Origin of the sequence: Marinomonas sp. THO17 (assembly GCF_040436405.1) — a bacterium.
Taxonomy (GTDB): Bacteria; Pseudomonadota; Gammaproteobacteria; order Pseudomonadales; family Marinomonadaceae; genus Marinomonas.
The window spans coordinates 2,418,116-2,441,139 of record NZ_AP031575.1 but is presented as its reverse complement, the minus strand read 5'-3'; the positions used below and the strand labels follow the sequence as shown (position 1 = coordinate 2,441,139).

Sequence of the window (23,024 nt, the reverse complement as noted above, 5' to 3'; positions counted from 1 at the left end):
AACCATACCTGTATTTGACTGCCTCTACTGTATCAAGGCTAGAATGTGATGAAAGGTGGATAATTCAATGTAAAGTTAGAGGTTTAACGAACTTACTTGGTAAAATATCGAGTTTGATCTTTGTCATAATACAGACATTGGACGCAATGGTTATATATTCCGGTATATGAGGTAAGCAATGAGTGCAAAAAACTATTCACTAGGGCAAGTTGGTGATTATGAGATCAAACAGCTTAAAGTCTTTAAGACGGTAGTGGACTGTGGTGGCTTTTCAGCAGCAGAAACCTCATTGAACATAGGTCGTTCGACTATTAGCCTGCATATTTCGAATTTAGAAGCACGACTGAATCTTGTTTTATGTAAGCGTGGGCGCGGCGGTTTTTCTCTAACGGAAGAAGGCGTCATTATTTATGAAATGACGGAAAAGCTACTGGAATCTTTGGATGCCTTTCGTACCACAGTAAATAACCTCAACGCCAGTTTGACAGGCAAATTGCGCTTGGCTTTGTCTGATAAAGTGAGTCTAGATCCGCGTAGTCATTTCCCCGAACTTATTCAACGTTTTGGTAACCAAGCCTCAGAAGTGTCTATCGCAACGAATGTTGCTTCCATGTCGAACATTGAAAGAATGATTTTAAACGACGAAGCCGATATCGGCTTTATTCCATATCATCGTAAATTAGATGGCTTGAATTACGTGCATTTGTATAGTGATGATTGCTACTTGTATTGTGGTAAGCATCATCCGTTAGCGGCCTTATCTGAAACAGAACAAGCAGAACAAGCAGATATTTACCCAGCCACTCATGCAGGTTTAAAACCGCATGAAGCCGTTAGTGAACAAATAGCACATATGAATCTGACGGCTATTTCATACTTTTATGACAGTCGCTTAGCCTTAATACTGTCTGGTCAATACATAGGATTTTTACCTGAGCAATATGCCCAAACTTATGTGGATAGAGGCGATATTTTAGCAGTAGCGCCCAAGAGTAAGACTTACACACTGGGCGTTGCTGTGATCAGCAAGAAAACCAGTCAGCCTAACAAACCTCGTGAATTGTTTCTTCAAGTATTACATCAAACGGTAGAAGATTTGATGGCGGCACCTTTCTAATTTTTAACTTTTACCTAAGTAGAAAAATTAGCAAATACACTGGTTTTCTTTCGCCAAAAGCCAGCTAACGAAAGCTTGAATGCGTTTATGACGTGGTGAGTTTTTGGCGTAGCTAAGATAAAACTCAATCGGCGTTTTCAGGGCTTTAGGATAGGCTTGTATTAAACTGCCTTCGTCTAATTCGCTTTGTACCATGAACTTGGGACATAAAAAGACACCATGTCCAGCTTTTACTGCACTGATTCCCATGTACCAAGAGGTTACTTCCGCCCAGAGTAAGTTGTCACTATTCAGGGCTGAAATCTGTTGTTCACTGAACCAGGTGCGCCAGCGATATTGAGGTAAGCCTACTTGAATGAGCCAACAGCGTAGCAGATCGGTTGGTTGTTTTACCTTGATTCTCGCGGCCAGCTCAGGAGAAAAAACCGGAATTACTTCAGATGATACAAGCAAGTCTTGATCAGCATTGTCATCTGTATTGATGTGATTATCGATAATGACATCCACTTTTCCAGAATGGATGTCCTCTCTTTCATCAGAAGAAAAGAGTTTGACATTCACACCTGGGTACAGATCAGAAAATCTCCAAAGTTTAGGCATCAGACATAAGGACACAAAGCTTTGTAAACCTGAAACCCTTAAGGTACCTTCCAGAGGTTCGAGTTTAACGCTTTCTAAGCCATTACTTACATGTTCAAAGGCTTGCGTTAGATGGCGAGCCAACTCTTGTCCATGCACGGTCAAGCGCATTTCTCGTCCTACTCGATAAAATAAAGAGACGCCTAGATATTCTTCCAGCAAACGAATTTGTTGACTGACCGCTGCTTGAGAGACACTCAGTTGCTCCGCAGCTTTGGTGTAGCTTAAGGTCTGGCTTGCAACTGAGAAGTAATGGCTGGCTTTGAGGTGCGTAACTCTGTGACTCATTGCTAGGCCTCCATAAGATTATCTAATTGTTACTGTAAGAATATAACGTTCGTTTTTAACCTGTTTTAACGCCAGAATAAAGTTTAAATAGACAGGAGGTGAGCTTATGCAGGTTTTACTACACTGGATTAATCAAAAGATTTTATTATTAATCAACCAGATAAAAGCGAAAAATGAGAAACGTAAAAGAGCAGCTGAGTTGAAAGAAATAGAAATGCAAACACGAGAATTACCTGATTATCTTCGTAAGGATTTAGGTTTGCCGCCTTATGATAATTGCCATAAGCGAGATCGTTTTAAGCACCATTAAAGATGAAAAAGCCACTTACAGGATAAGTGGCTTAGAGGTATATTGCTTTCAGAGAATAAGCTGAACCTATGGTTGATAAGAAGCGGGTTAAACAAGCTCTTTAAAGCAACGCTTGAAGATTTCCATACCTTCATCAATGATGTCCATCTCGATGGTCAGGGCCGGTAGGAAACGAATAACGTTACCGCGAATACCGCAAGACAGAAGAACCAAACCATTTTCAGCGGCCTTCGCAGACAATTGTTTTGCCAACTCAGGATAAGGTTTGTTCACATCGCCATCGTGAATGAATTCTACTGCAATCATAGCGCCGGCATTACGCACATCACCAATGAGGTTCGGGTAGGCTTGTTGCATTTCTGTTAAGTGCTTCACAAAATGATTACCTACTTCTACAGCACGTTCGCACAATTTTTCTTCTTCAATTACGTCAAATACCGCAAGACCGGCTGCACAACCGACAGGGGAGCCACCATAAGTGCCACCCAAACCGCCAGGAATTGGCGCGTCCATGATGTCGGCTTTACCAACAACCGCGGCGATTGGGAAACCGCCCGCAATGCCTTTTGCGGCAGTCATTAGGTCTGCTTCAATACCAGCTTGTTGGTGACAGAACATAGTGCCTGTACGTGCAAAACCGGCTTGGATTTCATCCAGAATCAGCAAAATACCGTGCTCATCACACAGCGCGCGTAGCTTCTGTAGGAAGCTTGCTGATGCAATATAGAACCCACCCTCACCTTGCACTGGTTCAATGATAATGGCCGCAACACGAGATGGCTCAATGTCACATGTAAAGCGCATTTTCAGGTCAGCAAGTGCTTGCTCTTCGCTGATACCCAAGAATTCATTTGGGTAAGGCACGTGGAATATATCGCTTGGGAAAGGACCAAAACCAATTTTATAAGGATTTACTTTGCCCGTAAGACCCATGGTCATATTGGTACGACCGTGAAAACCACCATTGAAAGCGATAATACCCGGACGGCCTGTATGAGCTCGGGCAATCTTAACGCAGTTTTCTACCGCTTCCGCACCCGTTGTAACAAAGATAGATTTCTTCGGCGTGTTGCCAGGCGCAGCTGCGTTTAGCTTTTCGGCCAACTCAACAGCAGATTCATAAGGGCTAACCATAACGCAAGTGTGGGTGAAGCGTTCTAGCTGTTTTTGTACCGCGGCTTTTACTTTAGGGTGGTTATGACCTGTATTGACTACCGCAATACCGGCACCAAAATCAATGTGACGGTTGCCCTCAACATCCCAAATTTCCGCATTCACGGCACGGTCAACGTACAGCGGAGCCATGTTGCCTTGACCACGAGCAATAGCCACTTCTTTGCGTTTTTGTAAGTCAGCGTTTTTCATTTAGGTTACCTTGCTATGAAAGAGTTACGCAGCCAGCCAATTAGGCTGACTTGTTTCATTAAATCTATTGAATGAGCTGGATGGCTCAAATATTGTTTAGGCTAAGCCCCCCATGCATAGGTACTTAGTTTCAACGTATTCATCGATACCGTATTTGGAGCCTTCACGACCGCTACCAGATTCTTTTACGCCACCGAAAGGGGCGACTTCACTGGAGATCAAACCTTCGTTGATGCCGACCATACCGTATTCCAATGCTTCAGAAACTCGCCAGATACGCCCCAAATTTTGGGAATAGAAGTAAGATGCCAAACCAAATGGGGTATTGTTTGCCATAGCAACCGCTTCTTCTTCTGTCTTAAATTTAAACAGCGGTGCAACTGGACCAAATATCTCGTTAGAGAAAATATCCATTTCTTCGGTTACACCAGTAAGCACCGTAGGCGCAAAGAATTGCGCACCAGCAGCTTGTGCCACGGTGCCACCAATAAGTGCTTTGGCACCTTTAGTGACAGCATCTTCAACCAATTGTTCTACTTTACTGATTGCCGCGTCATTAATCAGAGGGCCAATGTTGACACCTTCTGCAAAACCGTCACCTGTTTTAAAGCTGGCAACACGCTGTGCTAGTTTTTCAGCAAAAGCATCGTAGATACCTTCTTGCACTAGAATACGGTTTGCGCACACACAGGTTTGACCTGCATTACGGTATTTAGAGTTGATTGCCCCTTCTACGGCAGCATCTAGATCAGCATCGTCAAATACGATGAAAGGTGCGTTACCGCCTAATTCCATAGAAGTACGTTTTACTGTCTGTGCACACTGTGACAGCAGTAACTTGCCTACTGGCGTTGAGCCAGTAAAACTTAATTTACGAACAATGGGGTTACCAGTTAGTACACCGCCAATGTCTTTGGCATTTTTGCCGACGACTACGTTCAATACGCCTGCTGGAATACCCGCTTGATGAGCCAACTCGGCCAAGGCAAGGGCACACAAAGGCGTTTCGTCAGAAGGTTTGATGACAATGGTACAACCCGCAGCCAACGCTGGGCCGGCTTTACGAGTGATCATGGCAATCGGAAAGTTCCAAGGTGTAATGGCCGCTACCACGCCGATACCTTGTTTGATTGTCAATACGCGACGATCGTTAGCGAAAGTGGGAATGACATCACCGTATAAACGTCGAGCTTCATCGGCAAACCAGTCAATAAATGAAGCACCATAAGCAACTTCCCCTTTGGCTTCTGCAAAAGGTTTGCCTTGTTCTAAGGTCATTAACTTGGCCAAATCATCTTGATTGTCCAGAATTAATTGATTCCAACGACGCAGTAAAGTAGCACGCTCTTTTGCTGTTAATGCTTGCCATGCTTTTTGTGCATTCTCTGCCGTTTCAACGGCTAGAGTGGTTTCTTCTGCGCCAAGATCGGCCACATCAATGATGTGTTCACCGTTGGCAGGGTTGGAAATAGCAAAGGTGTTACCAGAATTGGCTGCAATCCATTTACCACCAACATAGGAGTGGCTTTTCAACAATGTTGGCTGAGAAAGTGTGACATTCATAATAGGCTCCAGACTTGGCTGCGGAGAAAAATTCAATACCCAACTAACCATAACAATAACGGGACTGCTCGTCGCAATCGATAACTTATCGCCATCGATAGTAGGCAAAGGCTAAGCATTGAAAAATGAGAAGCTATCAATGCTTTGTTTGATGATATTCAAACATAATACTCATCAGGAGGTATTGCTCTGTAATCACTATCGATAAGTTAGGTGAACATTTAAGTAAGATGATCATACTGCGCCTAATAGTGCTGGTTTGCTATAATGCCCTGAGCGTTTGTTTTGTTGGATTGGATCGAATGACTAGAATGGAAATGATGAGGTAACGAATTTGGTTCAAAAAAGAGCTGTGGTACGTCAAAGTCTACCGGATGTCATAGTGGCAGATTTACGTCAGCGAATTCTCTCGGGTGAATTAGAAGAAGGAACTTTGATTCGTCAAGAGTTGCTGGCCGAACAATACGATGTCTCACGCATGCCAATCCGAGAGGCATTGAAGCGACTCGATGCGGAAGGCCTATTGGTGTTCAAAAACAATCGTGGCGCAACGGTAACCAAACACTCTTTAGACGAAATTGCAGAGATTTTTGATATTCGCATTTTGCTCGAAATAGATTTATTTGCCCGTGCCATTCCAAATATGACAGCAGCACAATTTGCCGCATGTGAAGATATACTAAAGCAAATGGACGCGTCTTACCTAACGGGCAAAGTGGCCGACTGGGGGCCATTAAATGCAGACTACCATAATAAACTTTATGAAGCTGCGGGACGTCACCTAACGGAACAAGTTTTACAACGAGTGACCTTGCAAGCCAATCGCTATGTCAGCATGCACATTAGTAAACTCAACAATCGAGATCATGCAAGTCAGGATCACCATGCTCTATTAGAGTGTGCAAAGCGTGGTGACGTTGAGGCCGGAACCCGTCTTTTGCGTGCTCATTTAGTAAATACAAAACAACAAGTTATTGCCTGGATTGCTGAGCATCGACAGCGGAAAGAACAGGCTTCTGTTTCTTGAATACGCTATCTGTAAATTAATCTGATTGCTTTTAGTATATAACTAGCAAGATGAGTATTGGCAACTGTTTATGAAGACTTAAGTGCCATAAGGTCATCGTACAAATTTTTGGGAATATCGACGGCATTTCTGGCAAGGTTCCTTTGTTGTGCCGCTTGACGGCGTTGCGACGGCAAGCGTGCTCCTTGATCTATTACATCAGCAAACAAGCGTTCTGCTCTTTGTTGATTACGAGCGCGTTGGCCGCCACTGAATAAATCAGGATCAAAGGCGACGATGATTTCTCCATGATACGGTGCTTCTGGTTTGCCTTCGGCGAAGTCCATGCTCTCTTTACTGGTCAAATCATCAATTAAAGGCCCTGCCATTAGTTCAATCATAATTGAAAGAGCGGATCCTTTGTGTCCTCCAAAGGTCAACATAGCGCCTTCCATTGCGGCTTCTGCATCCGTGGTGGGGTGCCCGTCTTTATCGATGGCAACCCCTTCTGGTAAGGCTTTACCTGCTCGTCGATAGAGTTCGATTTCACCTCGAGCGAATTGGCTGGTGGCAAAGTCAAAAGTGAAAGGGGCTTGACCGTCTCGTGGCCAGCTAAAGGCAAAAGGGTTGGTACCAAGTAATCCTCGCGTTCCTCCAGTGGGTGCGACCCAGGCGTGACTGGGTAACATAGCCATACCTGCTAGTCCGGCAGCAGAGAGCATCTCGACTTCCGGCCACAGGGCTGAGAAATGAAAACACCGATTGATCGCTAAGGCGGCGATGCCATTGTGTTTGGCTTTGTTGATTAATCTTGGCATGGCCGCTTGCATGGCTAAAAGAGAAATGCCCTCTTGAGCATTGGCTCTTACAATCGTTGGGCTAGCGTCTTCAATGATAGGCTGAGCGGTACCACTGACTCGACCAGAGCGAATGCTCTCAATGCACATGAATAAGCGAAACAAGCCATGAGAGTGGCAATCACCAAGTTGGTTGGTGTAAATGATCTCTGTAATGGCATCAGAATGATGGTCATTAAAGCCATGCAGAGTGAGTATGGACTTACTTAGGGATTTGACCTCAGTTAAGCTTAGAGTAACTTGCTCGCTCATAATGTCTCCAATGCTGTGTTGTGTTATGACGCTAGGTTCATTGTTTTCTGTACATGGCTTTTTATTCAAGAAATGTTTCACGTAAAACGTTTTGCTGAATATGGCGACAAATCAATGCTGGTGGTTTGGTTGTGGAGCAATTCACAAACCAATTCCGCTGTGCCTGCGGATTGGGTGAGCCCTAAGTGCCCATGGCCAAAGGCGTAAACTACCTGCTGAGTTCGGCTGGCATAATCGATCACAGGCAAACTATCTGGCATAGACGGACGAAAGCCCATCCATTGTTGTGGTGGTGTGTGTTGAGCTGATCTGTGTTGCGATAGAGAGCTGTCTCGTTGAATAGGGTCAAGCTCAGGTAAGAAGCGTTTGGCTTTATCTAACAAATGCTGGGCTCTTTGATAATTCGGTGCCAGCGTTAACCCAGCTAATTCCACCGCGCCACCAACACGAATCTTATCTTGAACCTTGGTGACGACAAAACCGTGATTGCTGAAAGTAAGGTGGGTTCTCAGCTTGAATGAACCGGCTGGTAAAGTCGTGTTGTACCCTCTTTCTGTATCAAGAGGCAATGTATCACCTAATTGCGCGGCTAAGGGTTTTGACCAAGCGCCTGCCGCAATGACCAATTGCTTGGCTTTACCTTGTTGTAAATCTTGTTGCGGATCTTGTTGAGTATGCTGCTGTGATTTTTGCTTCAGAACTGACACGCCATCTTCTAGCAGGCGAATTTGATCCACACAGGCTGTTTCTACCTGACCTCCTAAAGCAACAAAAGCTTGCGCTAGATGCTCGGTCCAGACTTTGGGGTCCACCACATTTTTCCATTCTGGAGTAAAAGCGGCATGAGTAAAGCGAGGATGAATACCGGGTTGGATGCGAGCAATAGCGTCAGGGGATTCGAGCAATTCGAATACGACACCATGTTCTTGGCGTGTTTGCCAACTCGCTAGCGCTGCTTGAAATTTTTTTTCCCCTTCGTAAAGTTGCAGCTGGCCTTCTCGACGAATGAGAGCTTCCCCTTTGGTGGATTGAATCTGGCGCTCCAGTGCGTCTTTGGAAAAACTCATGAGATTGGCTTGTGCGGCTAGCGCGGTAGCGTATTTGTATTGCCAGCTGGCGCGCCAAAAACGCCATAACCAAGGTAACAATTTGAGAACATAAGCGGGGCGAATGGATAACGGCCCTAGCGGATCGAGTAGCCATTTCGGTGCTTTGCGCAATATGCCTGGCGTGGCTAACGGAATCACATCGGCAAAGGCAAACGCACCGGCATTCCCTGCTGATGTTTCGGCGGCAACGCCTTTAGTGTCTAACACCAATACCTTTTTGCCTGCTTGTTGCAAGCGCAAGGCACAACTGATACCTATGATGCCCGCGCCTATGACGATAACGTCTGCGTCTTGCTCTTGATGGGTTAGCATGAGACACCGTGACGCAAAGGGTCATTGGTATTAATCATCATCTTGGCTTCACGTGTGACAAAAGCTTGTCCTGTGATGGACGGAATGACTTTTCCTTGGCTTTTACCTGTTTGGTAACTCAAAGTGTAAGCACTTCCTATTATGCTTTCTTGGTAAATTTTTTCATTGGGCGCTAACCTCTGATCCGCGGCCAAACAAGCCAGTCTTGCGGAACTGCCGGTGCCGCAGGGCGAACGATCGTAGGCATCATCTGGACAGAGGACAAAGTTGCGACTATGACCTTGTGTGGTAAGGGCTGGGCCATAGAAAATAATGTGATCGATAACGCCACCCTTTTCACCTTCCACACCTTGTTCATAAAGACATTCTCTTACCTTGATCGCGTACTCGTTGAGCTGTCTTATATTGTTGGGTTCCACCTTGGTGGGGCTGTTATTAACGATGAAAAACCAGTTACCGCCATAGGCGATGTCTCCCACGACTTTGCCTACCCCAGGCACATCTAATTCAACGTCTTTTTGATAACGATGGCTTTCGATGTTTTGTACCGTGACTGTGTTTTTGTCTTGGAGGGTGATTTCAACAATACCAACCGGCGTTTCTATTTTATGTGTGCCAACATCAATACGACCTAAATGGGCTAAGGTCGCAGCCAAACCTATGGTGCCGTGACCGCACATACCAATCACCGCGGCCGCATCAAAATATATTACGCCAGTCACGCAACTTGGGTCGGAGGATTCGACCAATAAAGCGCCCACCATGGCTTCTTGTCCATAAGGTTCAACCACTAAAGAACGATAGAAATCTTGATGTTCTGTGGCCAAACGCTGGGCTTTTTCGGCCAAGCTTCCTTCCCCAAGGTCTGGCCCACCGGATAAGACCACGCGAGTGGGTTCCCCTTCTGTGTGACTATCTATGACGGTTAGCATTCCGAGACCTGCGTATTCGTTGCCTGAATAATAGAAAGTACATCATTTTGCAAAGACCAATCGGCAAACCATGCTTTGAACAGAGCATACTGTTGCTCACAGTAAAAACGCTGGGCATCACTGAGTTCATCGGTCTCATTAAAGTGTAATTGATACTCTGGTTCGCCGTTCAGCACCAGCAAATATTTGAAAAACAGCACCAGTTCAGGGCCTTCATCAAAGCTGGCTAGTATCTGAAGTGCTTGTTCAAGTTCTTGTGCAAGCTTGCGAGCTTTGGCTTGGCCTCGTGCCGCTTTACGAGACAAATCTGCGAGCAGCAATACTTCTTTTGGTAAGGCGGTGCCTATACCGGTAATAGCGCCAACCGCACCACAGTTCACAAAACCATGAAAAACAGCCGTATCAACGCCTACCATTAATAGCACATCATCGTCTTGAGAGGTGATGTTTTCAGCGGCATAGCGTAAATCGTCCGCGCCACCAAACTCCTTAAAGCCAATTAAGTTAGGATGCTCAGTACGCAAAGAGAAAAACAAATCGGCACGGGTCGCAAAACCGTACACAGGACTGTTGTATATGATGGCGGGTATATCCGGTGCGGCGGCCAAAATGGCTTTGAAATGGTGGCGTTGAGCGGCAATGACCGAACCACGGGATAAAACGCGAGGAATTACCATCAAACCTGCCGCCCCGACTTTTTGTGCATGAGCCGCAAGCGCCACCGCTGACTTGGTATTAATCGCACCAGTTCCAACAACTACGGGTACACCAGCGGCGACCAGACGTTCAACCCCTTCCATACGTTCTGTGTCAGTCAATAAGGGCCAATCACCCATAGAACCGCAATACACTACGGCAGACATGCCTGCCACCATCATTTCCTTAGCCTTTTTTACTAAGGCATCGAAATCAGGACTGCGATCTGACTTACAAGGAGTCATCAATGCAGGCATGATGCCATGAAAAACAGAGGTATCAAGTTGAGTTCTGGCCATCATTCGTTACCCTTTCAGAGAGAATCGACGATTTTAGGTAAAATGTATTTTGTATCCAAAATAGACTTAGAGCGAAAAATAGTCAATTCATTTGCTGTTTTAACTGTCAAAATTGGAGAGATAACTTAGAAGCCAGTTTGAGAAATATTTCTCAGTAATTCCGCTAAGGATGGCTTTGAATAGGATATTGGGAAGTGTAAACAAACTAAATGTCTAAGAGGTATTGCCAGAAAATATTTGCTTTATTATGAGCATCTTGTTCCTCTTCCTGTATCAATGTTTCGTAGTTGCTCCTCAAAAATGAAAAATTTAGTTGTAATATGATTGTCCTAAATATCCTTGTTATTACGGAATCAGCTAGCTCTTTATTTATAGTACTCAAAATCACGTTCTTCCATGTTTACTCTTCTCTTATTAGTACTTTGCCTTCAGCGGATATTTCTCTGGGTGCTTGATGCCATCGAGAGATAAGTCCACATCTAGGTCAGGCCAGCAGAATCCGCTTTCCCCTTGTTTTTCGACATTAAAAACAGCTTTAACGGGCGCATTTTCAAACCAAGGAAATTCTTCATAGCTTAAGAAATATTCTTCACCTTGAGCTAATAGCCAAAGGCCGTTAGGCGTTAACCCTATAACTTCAACCGAAGTGTTTTTGCCAAGCGGCGATGATTTCATCTTTGTGCTCCTCAACGCTCTTTTCTAATTTAGAAAGCTCTTTAACGGAAAGATTGTAGCTTTTTGCAAGGGCAATTTCAGGAGCTATCCAAAACTTAGCTTCGCCATCATGCCCAACAATATGAACATGCATTCTTTCTTCTTCATTGGAGAAAAAGAAAAACTTAAAACCGTTTTCTCTGTAAATCGCGGGGCTCATATAATTCTCACATCCTTGTGATTCATATTTTGGATTATAGCTGCTTTATTGAGCAACTAGCCATGTCTTAAACATGAGTTTAAAGTTTCCTATTTGGCAAATCGGTAATGGTGCCAGCGCCCAGTTCAGCGGCTAAGCCAACGGATTCATGCAGGCTTGGGTGAGCGTGAATGGTCAATGCAATGTCTTCTAAGGTGGCACCAAATTCAATCGCGAGAGTCAGTTCACCGAGTAATTCTCCAGCATGCGCGCCGACTATGCCTGCGCCCAATACTCGCTTTGTTACCTCATCGTAAATGAGTTTGGTTTTGCCTTGAGTGATGCCTGAAGCAATGGCGCGACCACTGGCACTCCATGGGAAAACGGCACTTTTTACTGGGATATTTTGTGCTTTCGCTGACGTTTCGGTTAACCCTACCCAAGCCACTTCAGGGAAGGTATAAGCAATGGATGGAATTGCCAAAGGTTGAAAATCCACCTTGTGCCCGGCAATGACTTCCGCTGCAATATGACCTTGATGAGAAGCTTTATGGGCCAGCATAGGGCCATGAGTCACATCGCCAATGGCGAAGATATTGGGTACAGATGTTCTGCATTGATTGTTAGTGATAACAAATCCTCTATCGTCGATCTCCACGCCTATGTCAGCAATTCCGGCGTTTTTGCCATTGGGAGAACGACCCACTGCGACAAGCACAGCATCCACTTCCAGTTGTTGCTCACCCGCTTGGTCTTTCAGTTTTACCAGCAAGGATTCAGGTGTCGCTTGTATATCAGTCACTTGGGAGTTCGTGAGGAAAGTCATGCGGTCTTTGTTGCTTTGCTCGAATACTCGCACAAGGTCTTTGTCAGCCCCTGCCATGATCTGATCACCTAGTTCCGCTACCGTGATTTTAGCGCCTAAAGCTTGGTACACAGTGGCCATCTCTAAACCAATAATGCCGCCGCCTAATACCAACATGTGCTTGGGAATACGCTCAAGTTGTAAGGCACTGGTGGCATCCAAAATACGCGGATCGTCATAAGGTACAAAAGGTAAACGAATGGCTCTTGAGCCTACCGCAATAATGGCGTGTTTGAAGCTCAAAACCTGCGTGGAACCGCTATGTGTTTCATCTTGTTTTGTTATTTGAACTTGGTTAGTGGATAAAAAATGTCCTTCACCATGAAAAATCTCAACCTTACGACCTTTTGCCATCAAAGCGAGATTGCCTGTCAGGGTATTAACAGTGTTTTGCCTATGGTGGCGAATGGCGTCTAAGTCGATTTGAGGTTTGGCATAAGTCACACCGTGGGCGTCTTCATCGGCCATACGAATTTTACCGGCCACATGTAGCAAGGCTTTGGAAGGAATGCATCCAACGTTTAAACAGACTCCGCCAAGTGTGGCATGACGTTCTATCATGGCAACCTTTAAGCCCAAATCAGCAGCTCGAAATGCAGCCGCATAACCGCCAGGGCCACTGCCCAATACTAGTAAATCAAATGTCATAGTATCCGTATTCATGGGAATTTATCCTAATATACCTATCAGTAGATAGATAGAATATAGCTTGAGGATTTACGCTAGGTCAATAAAATACCTATCAGTTGATAGATAAAGTTTGAGTGAATGAAATGACAGCTGAAAAAGTGGATACCAAAAGCAAAATTATGGATTTGGCGGAACAATACATCATCGCCGGTGGCTATGGTGCTTTTAGTTTTCGAGATATCGCTGAGCAAATAGGTATCAAGAGTGCAAGTGTTCACTATCATTTCCGTACCAAGGGGGACTTGGCAAGTGCCGTGATGAAACGTTACACCAAAGAGTTTGCATCACAACTGCCCGACCCTATGACTTCGGAGTTTGAACCTCACGCTATGATAAATGGCTTTATTGATGGTTTTAAAGCCAAGGTGATCGATCAAAAACACATGAGTCTATGTACTATGTTGACGGCAGACAAAGAAGCCTTACCTGAGGAAGTCAGAGAAAGCTTGGCAGTTTTTTATGAGGTGAAGTTGCAGTGGTTGCAGCAGGTGTTGTCACGTTTGCCGACTCTCTCAGCGGATGAACCGAAAACAGCCGCTGTACGTTTGTTAGCTTGTTTGCATGGTGCTTCGGTTTTGGTGCAGGCCACTGGCAAAGAAGACTGTTTTGAACAAGTGGTGTCTGCATGGCGTTAAGTGTCTCTCTTCATGTATCATACGAGCATTCAATGAGAAGCGAAGAGTTTGATGACCTCACACCAGAAAGTAGACAACAAGCTGTATAATCCAACCTTTCAGTGGCGTTTCCTTCTCCCCCGTTTTTGGCCCACTTGGCTGGGTGTTGGTTTGGTTTTAATACTGGCATTTGTTCCTGTAGTTTGGCGAGATGCGTTGGCCAGTTGGATTGCTGGACGCTTGCTAAATACCAAAAGCGGTGCATTAAAACGAGCGCGAATAAACCTAGCAGAATGTTTCCCAGACAAAACTTTAGCGGAGCGAGAAGCCTTACTGAAACAGAATTTTCAAGTGGCTGCTCAGTTTTTTCTGGCATACGGTGAGCTCTTGGTCCGCAGTAAGCGTCATAATCAACTGCGATGTGTGATTCATGGTGAAGAGCATCTGTTTCCTCACTTACAAGCTCAGCAAAAGGTGATTGCCTTAGTACCACATTGCTGGGCAATTGATTATGCAGGTGTATTGTTAACCGCTCATGGTTTTAAAACAGTTGCCATGATTCGAGATCAGAAAAACCCTATCACCGACTGGTTGATTCACTTACAGCGTATTCAATATGGGGCCCGAGTCTATCACCGCGATGCGGGCATTAAGCCTTATTTAAAATCCATTAAACAAGGTTATTTAGGTTATTACCTACCGGATGAAGACTTAGGTCCGCAAAACTCGGTTTTCGCGCCTTTTTTTGCCACAGAAAAAGCTACTATGAAAGGCTTAGGCAAGCTGGCAAACTTGTCTAATGCCATGGTAGTACCCATGCTGCCAGCTTATGATACGCAAAGTAAAAAGTATCATTTGCATATATTACCGGCGTTAGAAAACTTTCCTACGGGTGATGAAAGAGCTGACGCAGAGCGTATGAACCAAACCTTAGAAGAACTTATTTCAGCGCATCCTGAGCAATACATGTGGGTGTTGAATTTATTGCGCACGCGTCCTGACGGGGCGCGTTTGTACTAACCAAGAAGAGGCATTGGTAAACAAGACTGGTCGTCGCGCTTGGGGAAATGATGTTAGGGAGTAATTATGTCTGAGCACCACATGGCAAGCGTTACAGAGCAAGATATTGCGGCAGTGAAAGAATATCTTATGTCGTTACAAGATAGGATATGTAGTGAGCTGGAAGCTTTGGAACCCAATACGCGCTTTCAGCAAGATGCTTGGGACAGACCCAACGGCGGAGGTGGTCGAACTCGAGTGATTGCTCATGGCGATGTTATCGAGAAAGGCGGTGTGAATTTCTCCCATGTGATGGGGGATAAACTTCCTCCTTCTGCAACGGAAGAGCGTCCTGAATTAGCGGGTGGTCGATTTGAAGCCATGGGCGTTTCTCTAGTGATTCACCCGAAGAATCCAATGGCGCCTACTTCTCACGCCAATGTGCGTTTATTTGTCGTTTATAAAGAAGGCATGGCACCTTTTTGGTGGTTTGGTGGAGGGTTTGATCTGACACCTTATTATGGTTTTGATGAAGACTGTATCCATTGGCATCAGATGGCTCAGCAAGCGGTGGAACCTTTTGGTGAAGGTTATTATCAAAGATTCAAAAGCTGGTGTGACGACTATTTTTATCTAAAGCATCGTGCTGAGCCTCGTGGTATCGGCGGTTTGTTTTATGATGACTTCAATGAAGGCAGTTTTGCTGATTGTTTTGCCATGATGCGTTCTGTTGGGGATGTATACAGCCAAGCCTATTTACCCATTTTGTCGCGCCGAAAAGACTTGCCTTACACAGAACAACAACGGGATTTTCAGCTGCATCGTCGTGGACGTTATGTTGAATTCAATTTGGTATTCGACCGAGGCACCCATTTTGGTCTGCAAAGTGGTTTGGGGCGTACGGAGTCCATATTGATGTCTTTACCACCGGAAGTGCGTTGGACTTATGAGTATCAGGTACGGCCAAATAGCCCTGAAGCCAAATTAACAGAATATTATTTAACGTCGAGAAACTGGCTGGAAGATCTATAGAAGAACGAGAAAAGTCAGTTAACCTCCTTCATTGACTAGAGGAAGTGTTGTGGATCAATACGCCGTGGTTGGCAACCCAATTGCACACAGTAAATCACCTGCGATTCATACTGAATTTGCCTTACAAACAAAGCAAAACATGCAATACACCACCTTGCTTGGTGAAGAAGAGCATTTTGAGCAACAAGTGCGTGCTTTTTTCCAGCAAGGTGGAAAAGGTTTAAATGTGACCGTCCCTTTCAAAGAGCGTGCTTTTGCCATGTGTGACGTTCTGAGCCAAAGGGCAAAACAGGCGGGTGCGGTAAACACCTTATTGATGGCGAAAAATGGCGACCTGTTCGGCGATAATACCGATGGAATTGGTATGGTTCGTGACATTACAATCAATCATCAACAGAGTCTGAAGGACAAACGCATACTGATTTTGGGTGCCGGTGGTGCCGTTCGTGGTGTCTTGGAACCGGTATTGGATGAACAGCCAGACTCGATAACCATTGCCAATAGAACCGTCACGAAAGCGCAACAACTGGCGGATCATTTTGATTGTTTCGCGTCTTCTTTCGAGGCCCTTGAAGGCTCGTTCGACATCATTATTAACGGCACGTCAGCGAGTTTGTCTGGACAGTTACCGCCACTGAAAGACGAGCTGGTGGACGAGCAAACTTGGTGTTACGACATGATGTATGGCAAACAGCGTACTGTCTTTTTGCAATGGGCCCATGAACTGGGTGCGGCAGGTGCAGATGGTTTAGGCATGTTGGTTGGTCAGGCGGCAGAAGCCTTTTATCTATGGCGACAAATACGCCCTGATACCGCCTCTCTAGTGGCACGTTTACGAAAACAAATGGCGGACTAATCGATGAAAGCGCAGTGGTTTACTTCTGTAGAGGAGATAGGCAAAGACCTTTGGGATAAAGCCATCGGAGAGACTCAATACCCTTTTGCACAGTTTGCGTTTCATCAAGCCTTGGAAGACAGCCAGAGTATTGGTGATGGTACAGGCTGGTATCCAGAGTATCTGTTGATCATGGATGAGGATGATACTCCGCTTGCTATTGCCCCCACCTATTTAAAAACCCATTCGCAAGGGGAATTTGTGTTTGATTGGGCGTGGGCCGATGCGTTTCAGCGTTATGGTTTCCGCTATTACCCAAAACGAGTTTGGGCCGTGCCTTTCTCACCTGTAACTGGAATTCGGCTTTTCTCCCATCTGGACCCAAAAGGAGAGGATGTGGCTTTTATGCATCTGTATCGAACAGTTGCGGATGTCTTGACCCAAGCGAATCAACAGAGAGAATTTTCCAGTTGGCACCTGCTCTTTGTTAAGCCTGAACATGCGGCCTTGTTAAAGCAAGACGAAGCGTATTTAGAACGAATTTCTTGTCAGTTTCATTGGTTTAACCGTAATTACCATGACATGACGGATTATTTTTCCCATTTTGCCAGTCGCAAGCGAAAATCTGCACGCAAAGAAAGGGAAAAAGTTGCGGCACAAGGTGTTACTTTAAAGCGTAAATTAGGCTCTGAATTAAGCTCAGCTGACATTGATTTCTTTTACCTGTGTTATCAATCCACTTACGCTAAGCGAGGCCAACAAGGTTATCTCACACGGGATTTCTTCGGCCAATTAGCAGCAGAGATGGGCGAGAAAATCTTGTTGGTACAGGCCTTTCGTAATGAAGAACCTATTGCGGCGTCTTGGTGCTTTTTCGACGATCACTCTTTGTATGGCCGTTATTGGGGCTGTGTGGAAGAAGTCGATTGCCTGCATTTTGAGGCTTGTTATTACCAAGGCATCGAGTTTTGTTTGGAAAAAGGGTTACAACATTTTGACCCTGGCACACAAGGGGAACACAAAATTGCCCGCGGATTTGAACCAGTGTACAGCCACAGTATTCACCACATAGCTCATGAAGGCTTTCGTGACGCCATCGCTCGTTTTTGTGAAGAAGAAGCGCAAGCCGTGCGGGAGTATCATCGGGATACCAATGGGTTGTTGCCGTTTAAAGAGAGTTAAAGTTCGACGCTTTATTAGCTTACAAGTTCTTTTCAAACGATTTGTATTTATTAGCTTTTTCCGCTCTGCTGAGCGGGTAACTTTTACCCAGAGCCGCAAAAGTAACCAAAAGGTCTCTTAATCGGACTTTCAGTCCAAAAGGTGTCATTGGTTTTGTATTTTATCTTGTATTGGCGGGATGAAACTTAAAGGGAGCAGGCCTAAAGCGATAATACCTCAATTTTTCTGCTTAACTCAGCGCTGTATTTTGGTGATACAGCACAGCCAAAGATGACACTATCTTCTCCATTTCTGCGCGCAGCTCTGGGGGATTAATGACTTCCAATTCAGAGCCGAAGCGCAATAGTTCATAACAACCATATGAGTTTTCCCCAACAGGAAGGTAAGCACGATGCCAGCCTGATTCATCTTCGGGTTCTATCTTAGCGTTATTGATCACGTAGGATACACAAATAAAGTCCATCATTTTTAAGCCAAGGGGGGTGATACGAACCTCAGCCATTATAGGAAACTGAAGGGCTTCCACACGCCGTAAACTGGTTTGCCAGAATGCCATTAAGTTGAAGCCTTCTGGCCGTTCAAATGTGTCGGTGGATAGTGTTAATGTATCAATGCGGGATACTCGATAGGTTCGAATATCCTGTTCAACTTGCGCGATCAAATACCATTGTCCTCCTTTCAGAACGATGCCTAAAGGATTCGCTATGCGTTCACGCTTCCCTTTCCAACTCTCATAACTTATAGCAATCTGGTGTTGTTCTAATACAGCAGTCATCAGTTGAGGAAGTAGCTCGGCTTTCTCGTCATCCGAAAACCAACTTGGGGTGTCCAGTAAAAATCGGCTTTGCAGACGTTCTGCCTGACTTCTAAAGGTATCAGGTAAGGCTGCTTTGAGCTTTAATTGCGCATTTTCCAGCGTCGCTTCCAAGCCCATTTTCTGAACTGGGCCTGTTAACCCTGCTAAAAAGAGAGTCTCTGCTTCTTTTTCTGATAGTCCGTTAAAATACGTTCGATAACCGTGTAAAAGTCGATAGCCGCCCTGTATGCCTTGTTCGCTGTAAACCGGCACCCCAATCGCGCTTAATGCTTCTATATCTCGATATATGGTGCGAACAGAAGTTTCACAAATATCGGCTAAAGTGCGAGCGGTCACTTTGTCATGGGTCTGCAAAGTCATTAACAGCTTTAGTATACGACTGGCTCTCATGGGATGCTCCTGTAAGATGCTAATGAAGCGTGGTGTTTATTTATCAGTATAAATTAAATACCTGACAAAGGATGTCAGGTTTCATCTCTAATATGGTTCATTCAGTCACCACTATTTCACTTAACATAGTTTGAGGTAATCAAGATGAATGGTATCCATAACAAAGGCAGTATTACGTTTTATCATGCTCCAGAAACACGAGGCACTGGCGTTAGAGTGCTGCTGGAAGAGTTGGGCGTTCCTTACGAAATGAATGTGCTTAATTTCAAAGCAGGAGAAAATCAGCAGCCAGATTTCTTGGCGATTAACCCTTTAGGCAAATTTCCAACACTTGTTCATAATGGCATCGTTGTTACTGAGCAAGTTGCCTGTTATCTGTATTTAGCTGATTTGTATCCCGAAAAGGGATTAGCGCCCGCATTGGATGATCCTAATCGTGGTGCGTATTTACGCTGGATGGCTTATCAAGGGAGCAGTTTTGAACCGGCCGTAATTGATAAAGCTTTTAATCGTCCTGTCATTGATCCTTCTCAGTCGCCTTATGGTCGTTACGATAAAATGCTGGATACGATATATGGCCAAATTGCCAAAGGTCCCTATTTATGAGGAGAACATTTCTCAGCTGTGGATGTTCTTTGGGGGATCAGTCTGAAGTGGTGTCGTATGTTTGGACTCATTACGACGAATCCGCAGGTGGACGCTTATATTGAACGTATTGTGTCCCGCCCCGCATTTGTTAAAGTCGAACAAGATGACCAAGCGTTGCTGCTTGAGCATTCGTCGTAAGTTTTAGTTAGGCAGAGCAGGAATACAATGGGCATTCATGCTCTGTTGCCGTTTAAGCAGGAAGATTAATCCTATTCTTGGTGTTGAATCTGGCTGACTTGTCGGATGCGTTCTGCGGGGAATTCGAGCTTCTCTATCAAATAGCGCTTCAGCGCGTCAGGGTAATCTTGCTCGTTTAGTGCCTCTGCCATGCAGTTTAACCACATGGCTTTCTCTTTGTCTGTGACCACTAAATGGGCATGTGCTTGGGGCAGATGAATCTTGCCATAGGTTTTTGAATACAAGCGTTCGCCGCCCATCCAACCGGATAAAAATGCTACCAGTTTGTCGATACTCAGCTGTGTATCAGCAGGGTGCATGTCAAACAAAGGGCGATATGCTGGTGTGTTTTCCATAATGCGGTAAAAGCTTTCAACTAGTTTTCTTAAACCATTTAACCCTCCAACCGCTTGAAAGGTGGCATCTCCCTCACCATAGCTTGGTAATGTCTGATTGCTCATGGCTTATTCGTCATCTGTAGATTTAGGAGCCTGTTTTGCTGCTTTTTCCTGATCCATTTTGATGGAGTTGCGATAGCCACCAACGGCCGCTAATGCACCAATGATTAAACTCATATAGAAAGGGATTTGAAACAACATGGTGATACTGACAAAGACACAGCCCACTGCCAATCCTTCAATATAAGGTCTAAGTTTTTTCGCCATCATATTGGCTCTCCTGATAGATAAAATAGAGATAAAAAGTTGGCGCCAGTTTAGCAAAATTCCACGCACTTGTAGCTTGAATTGTGGAAAAAAGCACCAGTTATCCAATTTTTTAGAGTGTTTAATAAAGAGGTTTGGTTTGTAGGGGATATGTGGACAAGTCAATAAAAAGTGGAGGCAATGGGCAAAAAATAGGCCAATTTGTTCAAGAAAAGAGTAAAAAAGCCAATTAATGACAGCTTGTGTGAATAACTGCTATGATTTTCCACAGTTTTTTGGAATCAAATTGATCTGGATTGGTTGATTTTTATCCACAGAATCCCTTTTTTACATGCGAGAATCCTTTGTCTCAATTTTCTATTGCCACATTACTGTCCATTTGGCGCCTTAATATGGTGCTTAATAGGCGCATTTGGCGTATGGCGTGGCCACCCATGGTGTCGAATATTACCACCCCTTTGTTAGGTTTAGTCGATACGGCCGTGGTCGGACATTTAGGTACCGCAACTTATCTTGGTGCCGTGGCCATTGGCGCCAGCATTTTCAGTTTTTTGTTTTGGGCGTTTGGCTTCTTGCGCATGGGTTCCACTGGTTTAACGGCACAGGCCTTGGGACAAGAAGATGATCGCCGTGTTCGCGAGCTACTATGGCAATCTGTGCTGATGGGGGTCTCGATTGGTCTTGTCTTGATCGCTTTTCGCACTCCCATTCTTGAGTTCGCTTTGTACTTGATGTCGGCCAGTGAGGAAGTGACCCCTTGGGCCAAAAGCTACAGTGAAATACGCATCTACAGTGCGCCTGCGGTATTAGCAGGTTATGCTTTAATGGGATGGTTCTTTGGTGTGCAATATTCAAAAGGCCCATTATGGATGTTGCTGGTCATTAATCTGGTTAACATGGTGTTGGATTATCTCGCCGTGTATGGCTTAGGTATGGCCAGTGATGGTGTCGCTTGGGCAACCGTAATTGCACAGTATCTTGGTGTGATATTCGGTTTGTATTTGGCGTGGCGTAAGTTGCAAGGCTTCTCTGGCCATGTGCCTTTACAAGCGCTCTTAAAATGGCGTGAATACATTGCACTGGTACAAGTAAATCGATATTTATTTGTTCGTACCATTTTATTGTTAATGGTGATGTTGTTTTTTACCTCACAAGGGGCCAGACAAGGTGATGCAATCCTAGCCGCCAATGCTGTTTTATTAACCTTCTTGATGATTATTTCCAATGCCTTGGATGGCTTTGCCTTTTCAGTGGAAGCCTTATGTGGTGAGTTTTATGGTCGTAAGGATAAGGCAAATTTTAAAAAGGTGATTCGTTTGTCGACCTATTGGGCTTTAATGGCCGCTTGTTTTCTGGTGCTGGTGTTTTGGCTATTTGGTCAGCAAATTATTTATCTATTAACCAATGTGGAGACAGTTCGAGACCAAGCTCAACTGTACCTACCTTGGCTTATAACCTTCCCTCTGTTGGGTATTTGGTCTTTTATGTTGGATGGGATCTTTATTGGCACCACCAGTGTGAAACAGATGCAAAATACCATGATTCTCTGCGTTTTTGGGGTCTTCTTCCCAGTTTGGTACCTCAGCCAAGGGCTGGACAATCATGGGCTTTGGCTGAGCCAAGCCGCCCTCTTCATTGCCCGTGCCCTAACCCTTTACTGGTGTTACCGAGAAAACCTACGCAAGGGTGTTTGGTTTTCGAATTAATGTCTTACAACATAAAGGTTGAATAAAGCCCAAAGCCACAGACGATCAGCAGCGCCCAACCAATGAATTGAAAAAACACGGGTGTTTCGGCTTTTTGGATGCGGTTATGCAGCTTCTGACCAAATACATGGCCAAGTAAAGCACAAGGCAGTAACCATAATTGATGAATCAGTTGCAGGTCGACACCAGCTAGGATGAAAGAAGCCATTTTAATGGTGACGAGAATGAACCAGAGTACAAACAGTGTATCGCGTAATTGATGGCGCGGAACTTTGGTGGCAAACACGGAAACGATTAACGGCGCTCCGATTAATGACGTGCCACTGACGTAACCGCCAAGCATGAGAAATAAGGTATCGAGTATTTTGTTGTTGGTGTAAAAAGGCTTATTCACTATATAAGAAATGGCAAAGACAGCAACAATCAGGAAGATGACTCCGGTGACGATATCACCCGGTAGTGTCAACAAACCAAACACGCCGATCAGTTTGGGCACTATCATGATGCCCAAGGCTTTCTTTAAATACCCCCAAGCTATATTGCCACTGTTACCCTTCTGGAGATCTTGCTCCAGATTGTGCTGCTTTTTATTGGTTTTAGCACCTTGCAAAGCAATCCAACTTGAAAAGATGAGCAAATGGATGGATATGATGGGCAAGAACAGCAGAGGATCATTTTCTACCAGCAGCAAAAAAGGCAAGGCCAGGACGGCACCACCAAACCCTAAGCCACTGCGCACAAAGCCACTCCACACAAAAATGACAGCAATCAGTGTGTATTGCCACCAGAGTAAATCCGCCATGAGT

General features: G+C 44.9%; 24 protein-coding genes. 10 read left to right on the top strand and 14 right to left on the bottom strand.

The window, feature by feature from the left end:
- Nucleotides 1-178 precede the first annotated feature (178 nt).
- Nucleotides 179-1,117, top strand: coding sequence for a LysR family transcriptional regulator (locus ABXS85_RS11645; RefSeq protein WP_353666703.1), 939 nt, complete (start codon nt 179-181; stop codon nt 1,115-1,117).
- A 27-nt stretch (nt 1,118-1,144) separates the two neighbouring features.
- Here ABXS85_RS11645 and ABXS85_RS11640 read toward each other — a convergent pair whose 3' ends face one another.
- Complete coding sequence (locus tag ABXS85_RS11640; protein WP_353666702.1) at nt 1,145-2,044, bottom strand: LysR substrate-binding domain-containing protein; 900 nt, start codon at nt 2,042-2,044, stop codon at nt 1,145-1,147.
- Nucleotides 2,045-2,150: 106 nt separating this feature from the next.
- Here ABXS85_RS11640 and ABXS85_RS11635 point away from each other — a divergent pair, with 106 nt between their 5' ends.
- Entirely contained in the window at nt 2,151-2,354 is a 204-nt protein-coding gene (locus ABXS85_RS11635) for a hypothetical protein (RefSeq protein ID WP_353666701.1), read from the top strand.
- A gap of 87 nt (nt 2,355-2,441) precedes the next feature.
- Here the strand turns inward: ABXS85_RS11635 and gabT are convergent, their stop codons facing one another.
- Both gabT and ABXS85_RS11625 read right to left on the bottom strand, forming a co-directional pair.
- Nucleotides 2,442-3,719 carry a 4-aminobutyrate--2-oxoglutarate transaminase gene (gene gabT, locus ABXS85_RS11630; RefSeq protein ID WP_353666700.1) on the bottom strand — a complete coding sequence of 426 codons (1,278 nt, stop codon included), beginning with the start codon at nt 3,717-3,719 and terminating at the stop codon, nt 2,442-2,444.
- 96 nt (nt 3,720-3,815) lie between these two features.
- Complete coding sequence (locus ABXS85_RS11625) at nt 3,816-5,282, bottom strand: NAD-dependent succinate-semialdehyde dehydrogenase (protein WP_353666699.1); 1,467 nt, start codon at nt 5,280-5,282, stop codon at nt 3,816-3,818.
- Nucleotides 5,283-5,616: 334 nt separating this feature from the next.
- Here ABXS85_RS11625 and ABXS85_RS11620 point away from each other — a divergent pair, with 334 nt between their 5' ends.
- Nucleotides 5,617-6,309, top strand: a complete 693-nt coding sequence (locus ABXS85_RS11620; protein WP_353666698.1) for a GntR family transcriptional regulator — start codon at nt 5,617-5,619, stop codon at nt 6,307-6,309.
- A 68-nt stretch (nt 6,310-6,377) separates the two neighbouring features.
- Here the strand turns inward: ABXS85_RS11620 and ABXS85_RS11615 are convergent, their stop codons facing one another.
- The 7 genes from ABXS85_RS11615 to lpdA all read right to left on the bottom strand — a co-directional run bounded on the left by ABXS85_RS11615 (nt 6,378) and on the right by lpdA (nt 13,126).
- Entirely contained in the window at nt 6,378-7,397 is a 1,020-nt protein-coding gene (locus ABXS85_RS11615; protein ID WP_353666697.1) for an Ldh family oxidoreductase, read from the bottom strand.
- A 77-nt stretch (nt 7,398-7,474) separates the two neighbouring features.
- Complete coding sequence (locus tag ABXS85_RS11610; RefSeq protein WP_353666696.1) at nt 7,475-8,818, bottom strand: FAD-dependent oxidoreductase; 1,344 nt, start codon at nt 8,816-8,818, stop codon at nt 7,475-7,477.
- Nucleotides 8,812-9,750 (bottom strand): proline racemase family protein, encoded by a 939-nt coding sequence (locus tag ABXS85_RS11605; protein WP_353666695.1) that lies wholly within the window; start codon nt 9,748-9,750, stop codon nt 8,812-8,814. Before ABXS85_RS11605 ends, ABXS85_RS11610 begins: the two co-directional genes overlap by 7 nt.
- Complete coding sequence (locus ABXS85_RS11600) at nt 9,744-10,748, bottom strand: dihydrodipicolinate synthase family protein (RefSeq protein WP_353666694.1); 1,005 nt, start codon at nt 10,746-10,748, stop codon at nt 9,744-9,746. The genes ABXS85_RS11605 and ABXS85_RS11600 overlap by 7 nt, the downstream gene beginning before the upstream one ends.
- Before the next feature lie 411 nt (nt 10,749-11,159).
- Nucleotides 11,160-11,420, bottom strand: coding sequence for a DUF2442 domain-containing protein (locus ABXS85_RS11595; protein ID WP_353666693.1), 261 nt, complete (start codon nt 11,418-11,420; stop codon nt 11,160-11,162).
- Nucleotides 11,383-11,619 carry a DUF4160 domain-containing protein gene (locus tag ABXS85_RS11590; protein WP_353666692.1) on the bottom strand — a complete coding sequence of 79 codons (237 nt, stop codon included), beginning with the start codon at nt 11,617-11,619 and terminating at the stop codon, nt 11,383-11,385. Before ABXS85_RS11590 ends, ABXS85_RS11595 begins: the two co-directional genes overlap by 38 nt.
- Nucleotides 11,620-11,698: 79 nt before the next feature.
- Nucleotides 11,699-13,126: a dihydrolipoyl dehydrogenase gene (gene lpdA / locus ABXS85_RS11585; RefSeq protein WP_353666691.1), complete on the bottom strand. Its 1,428-nt coding sequence runs from the start codon at nt 13,124-13,126 to the stop codon at nt 11,699-11,701.
- A 110-nt stretch (nt 13,127-13,236) separates the two neighbouring features.
- Here lpdA and ABXS85_RS11580 point away from each other — a divergent pair, with 110 nt between their 5' ends.
- From ABXS85_RS11580 to ABXS85_RS11560, 5 genes are all read left to right on the top strand, one after another.
- A complete protein-coding gene (locus tag ABXS85_RS11580) occupies nt 13,237-13,788 on the top strand; it encodes a TetR/AcrR family transcriptional regulator (protein ID WP_353666690.1) in 552 nt (183 codons plus the stop codon).
- 51 nt (nt 13,789-13,839) lie between these two features.
- A complete protein-coding gene (lpxM, locus tag ABXS85_RS11575; RefSeq protein WP_353666689.1) occupies nt 13,840-14,787 on the top strand; it encodes a lauroyl-Kdo(2)-lipid IV(A) myristoyltransferase in 948 nt (315 codons plus the stop codon).
- A gap of 81 nt (nt 14,788-14,868) precedes the next feature.
- On the top strand, nt 14,869-15,798 hold the full coding sequence (hemF, locus tag ABXS85_RS11570) for an oxygen-dependent coproporphyrinogen oxidase (protein ID WP_353669774.1): 930 nt from the start codon (nt 14,869-14,871) through the stop codon (nt 15,796-15,798).
- Nucleotides 15,799-15,847: 49 nt separating this feature from the next.
- On the top strand, nt 15,848-16,654 hold the full coding sequence (gene aroE / locus ABXS85_RS11565) for a shikimate dehydrogenase (protein ID WP_353666688.1): 807 nt from the start codon (nt 15,848-15,850) through the stop codon (nt 16,652-16,654).
- Between the two features lie 3 nt (nt 16,655-16,657).
- Nucleotides 16,658-17,815, top strand: coding sequence for a GNAT family N-acetyltransferase (locus tag ABXS85_RS11560; RefSeq protein WP_353666687.1), 1,158 nt, complete (start codon nt 16,658-16,660; stop codon nt 17,813-17,815).
- Between the two features lie 229 nt (nt 17,816-18,044).
- On the opposite strand, the gene ABXS85_RS11555 is transcribed toward ABXS85_RS11560, so the two are convergent.
- Nucleotides 18,045-19,022, bottom strand: a complete 978-nt coding sequence (locus tag ABXS85_RS11555; protein WP_353666686.1) for a YafY family protein — start codon at nt 19,020-19,022, stop codon at nt 18,045-18,047.
- 144 nt (nt 19,023-19,166) lie between these two features.
- On the opposite strand from ABXS85_RS11555, the gene ABXS85_RS11550 reads away from it, so the two are divergent.
- On the top strand, nt 19,167-19,628 hold the full coding sequence (locus ABXS85_RS11550) for a glutathione S-transferase (RefSeq protein ID WP_353666685.1): 462 nt from the start codon (nt 19,167-19,169) through the stop codon (nt 19,626-19,628).
- Nucleotides 19,629-19,879: 251 nt separating this feature from the next.
- On the opposite strand, the gene ABXS85_RS11545 is transcribed toward ABXS85_RS11550, so the two are convergent.
- Together ABXS85_RS11545 and ABXS85_RS11540 are read right to left on the bottom strand one after the other, a co-directional pair.
- Nucleotides 19,880-20,308: a group II truncated hemoglobin gene (locus ABXS85_RS11545; RefSeq protein ID WP_353666684.1), complete on the bottom strand. Its 429-nt coding sequence runs from the start codon at nt 20,306-20,308 to the stop codon at nt 19,880-19,882.
- Nucleotides 20,309-20,311: 3 nt separating this feature from the next.
- Nucleotides 20,312-20,515, bottom strand: a complete 204-nt coding sequence (locus ABXS85_RS11540; protein WP_353666683.1) for a hypothetical protein — start codon at nt 20,513-20,515, stop codon at nt 20,312-20,314.
- Nucleotides 20,516-20,931: 416 nt separating this feature from the next.
- Here ABXS85_RS11540 and ABXS85_RS11535 point away from each other — a divergent pair, with 416 nt between their 5' ends.
- Nucleotides 20,932-22,218 (top strand): MATE family efflux transporter, encoded by a 1,287-nt coding sequence (locus ABXS85_RS11535; protein WP_353669773.1) that lies wholly within the window; start codon nt 20,932-20,934, stop codon nt 22,216-22,218.
- 4 nt (nt 22,219-22,222) lie between these two features.
- On the opposite strand, the gene ABXS85_RS11530 is transcribed toward ABXS85_RS11535, so the two are convergent.
- Entirely contained in the window at nt 22,223-23,020 is a 798-nt protein-coding gene (locus ABXS85_RS11530; protein WP_353666682.1) for a sulfite exporter TauE/SafE family protein, read from the bottom strand.
- Between the last annotated feature and the right edge of the window lie 4 nt (nt 23,021-23,024).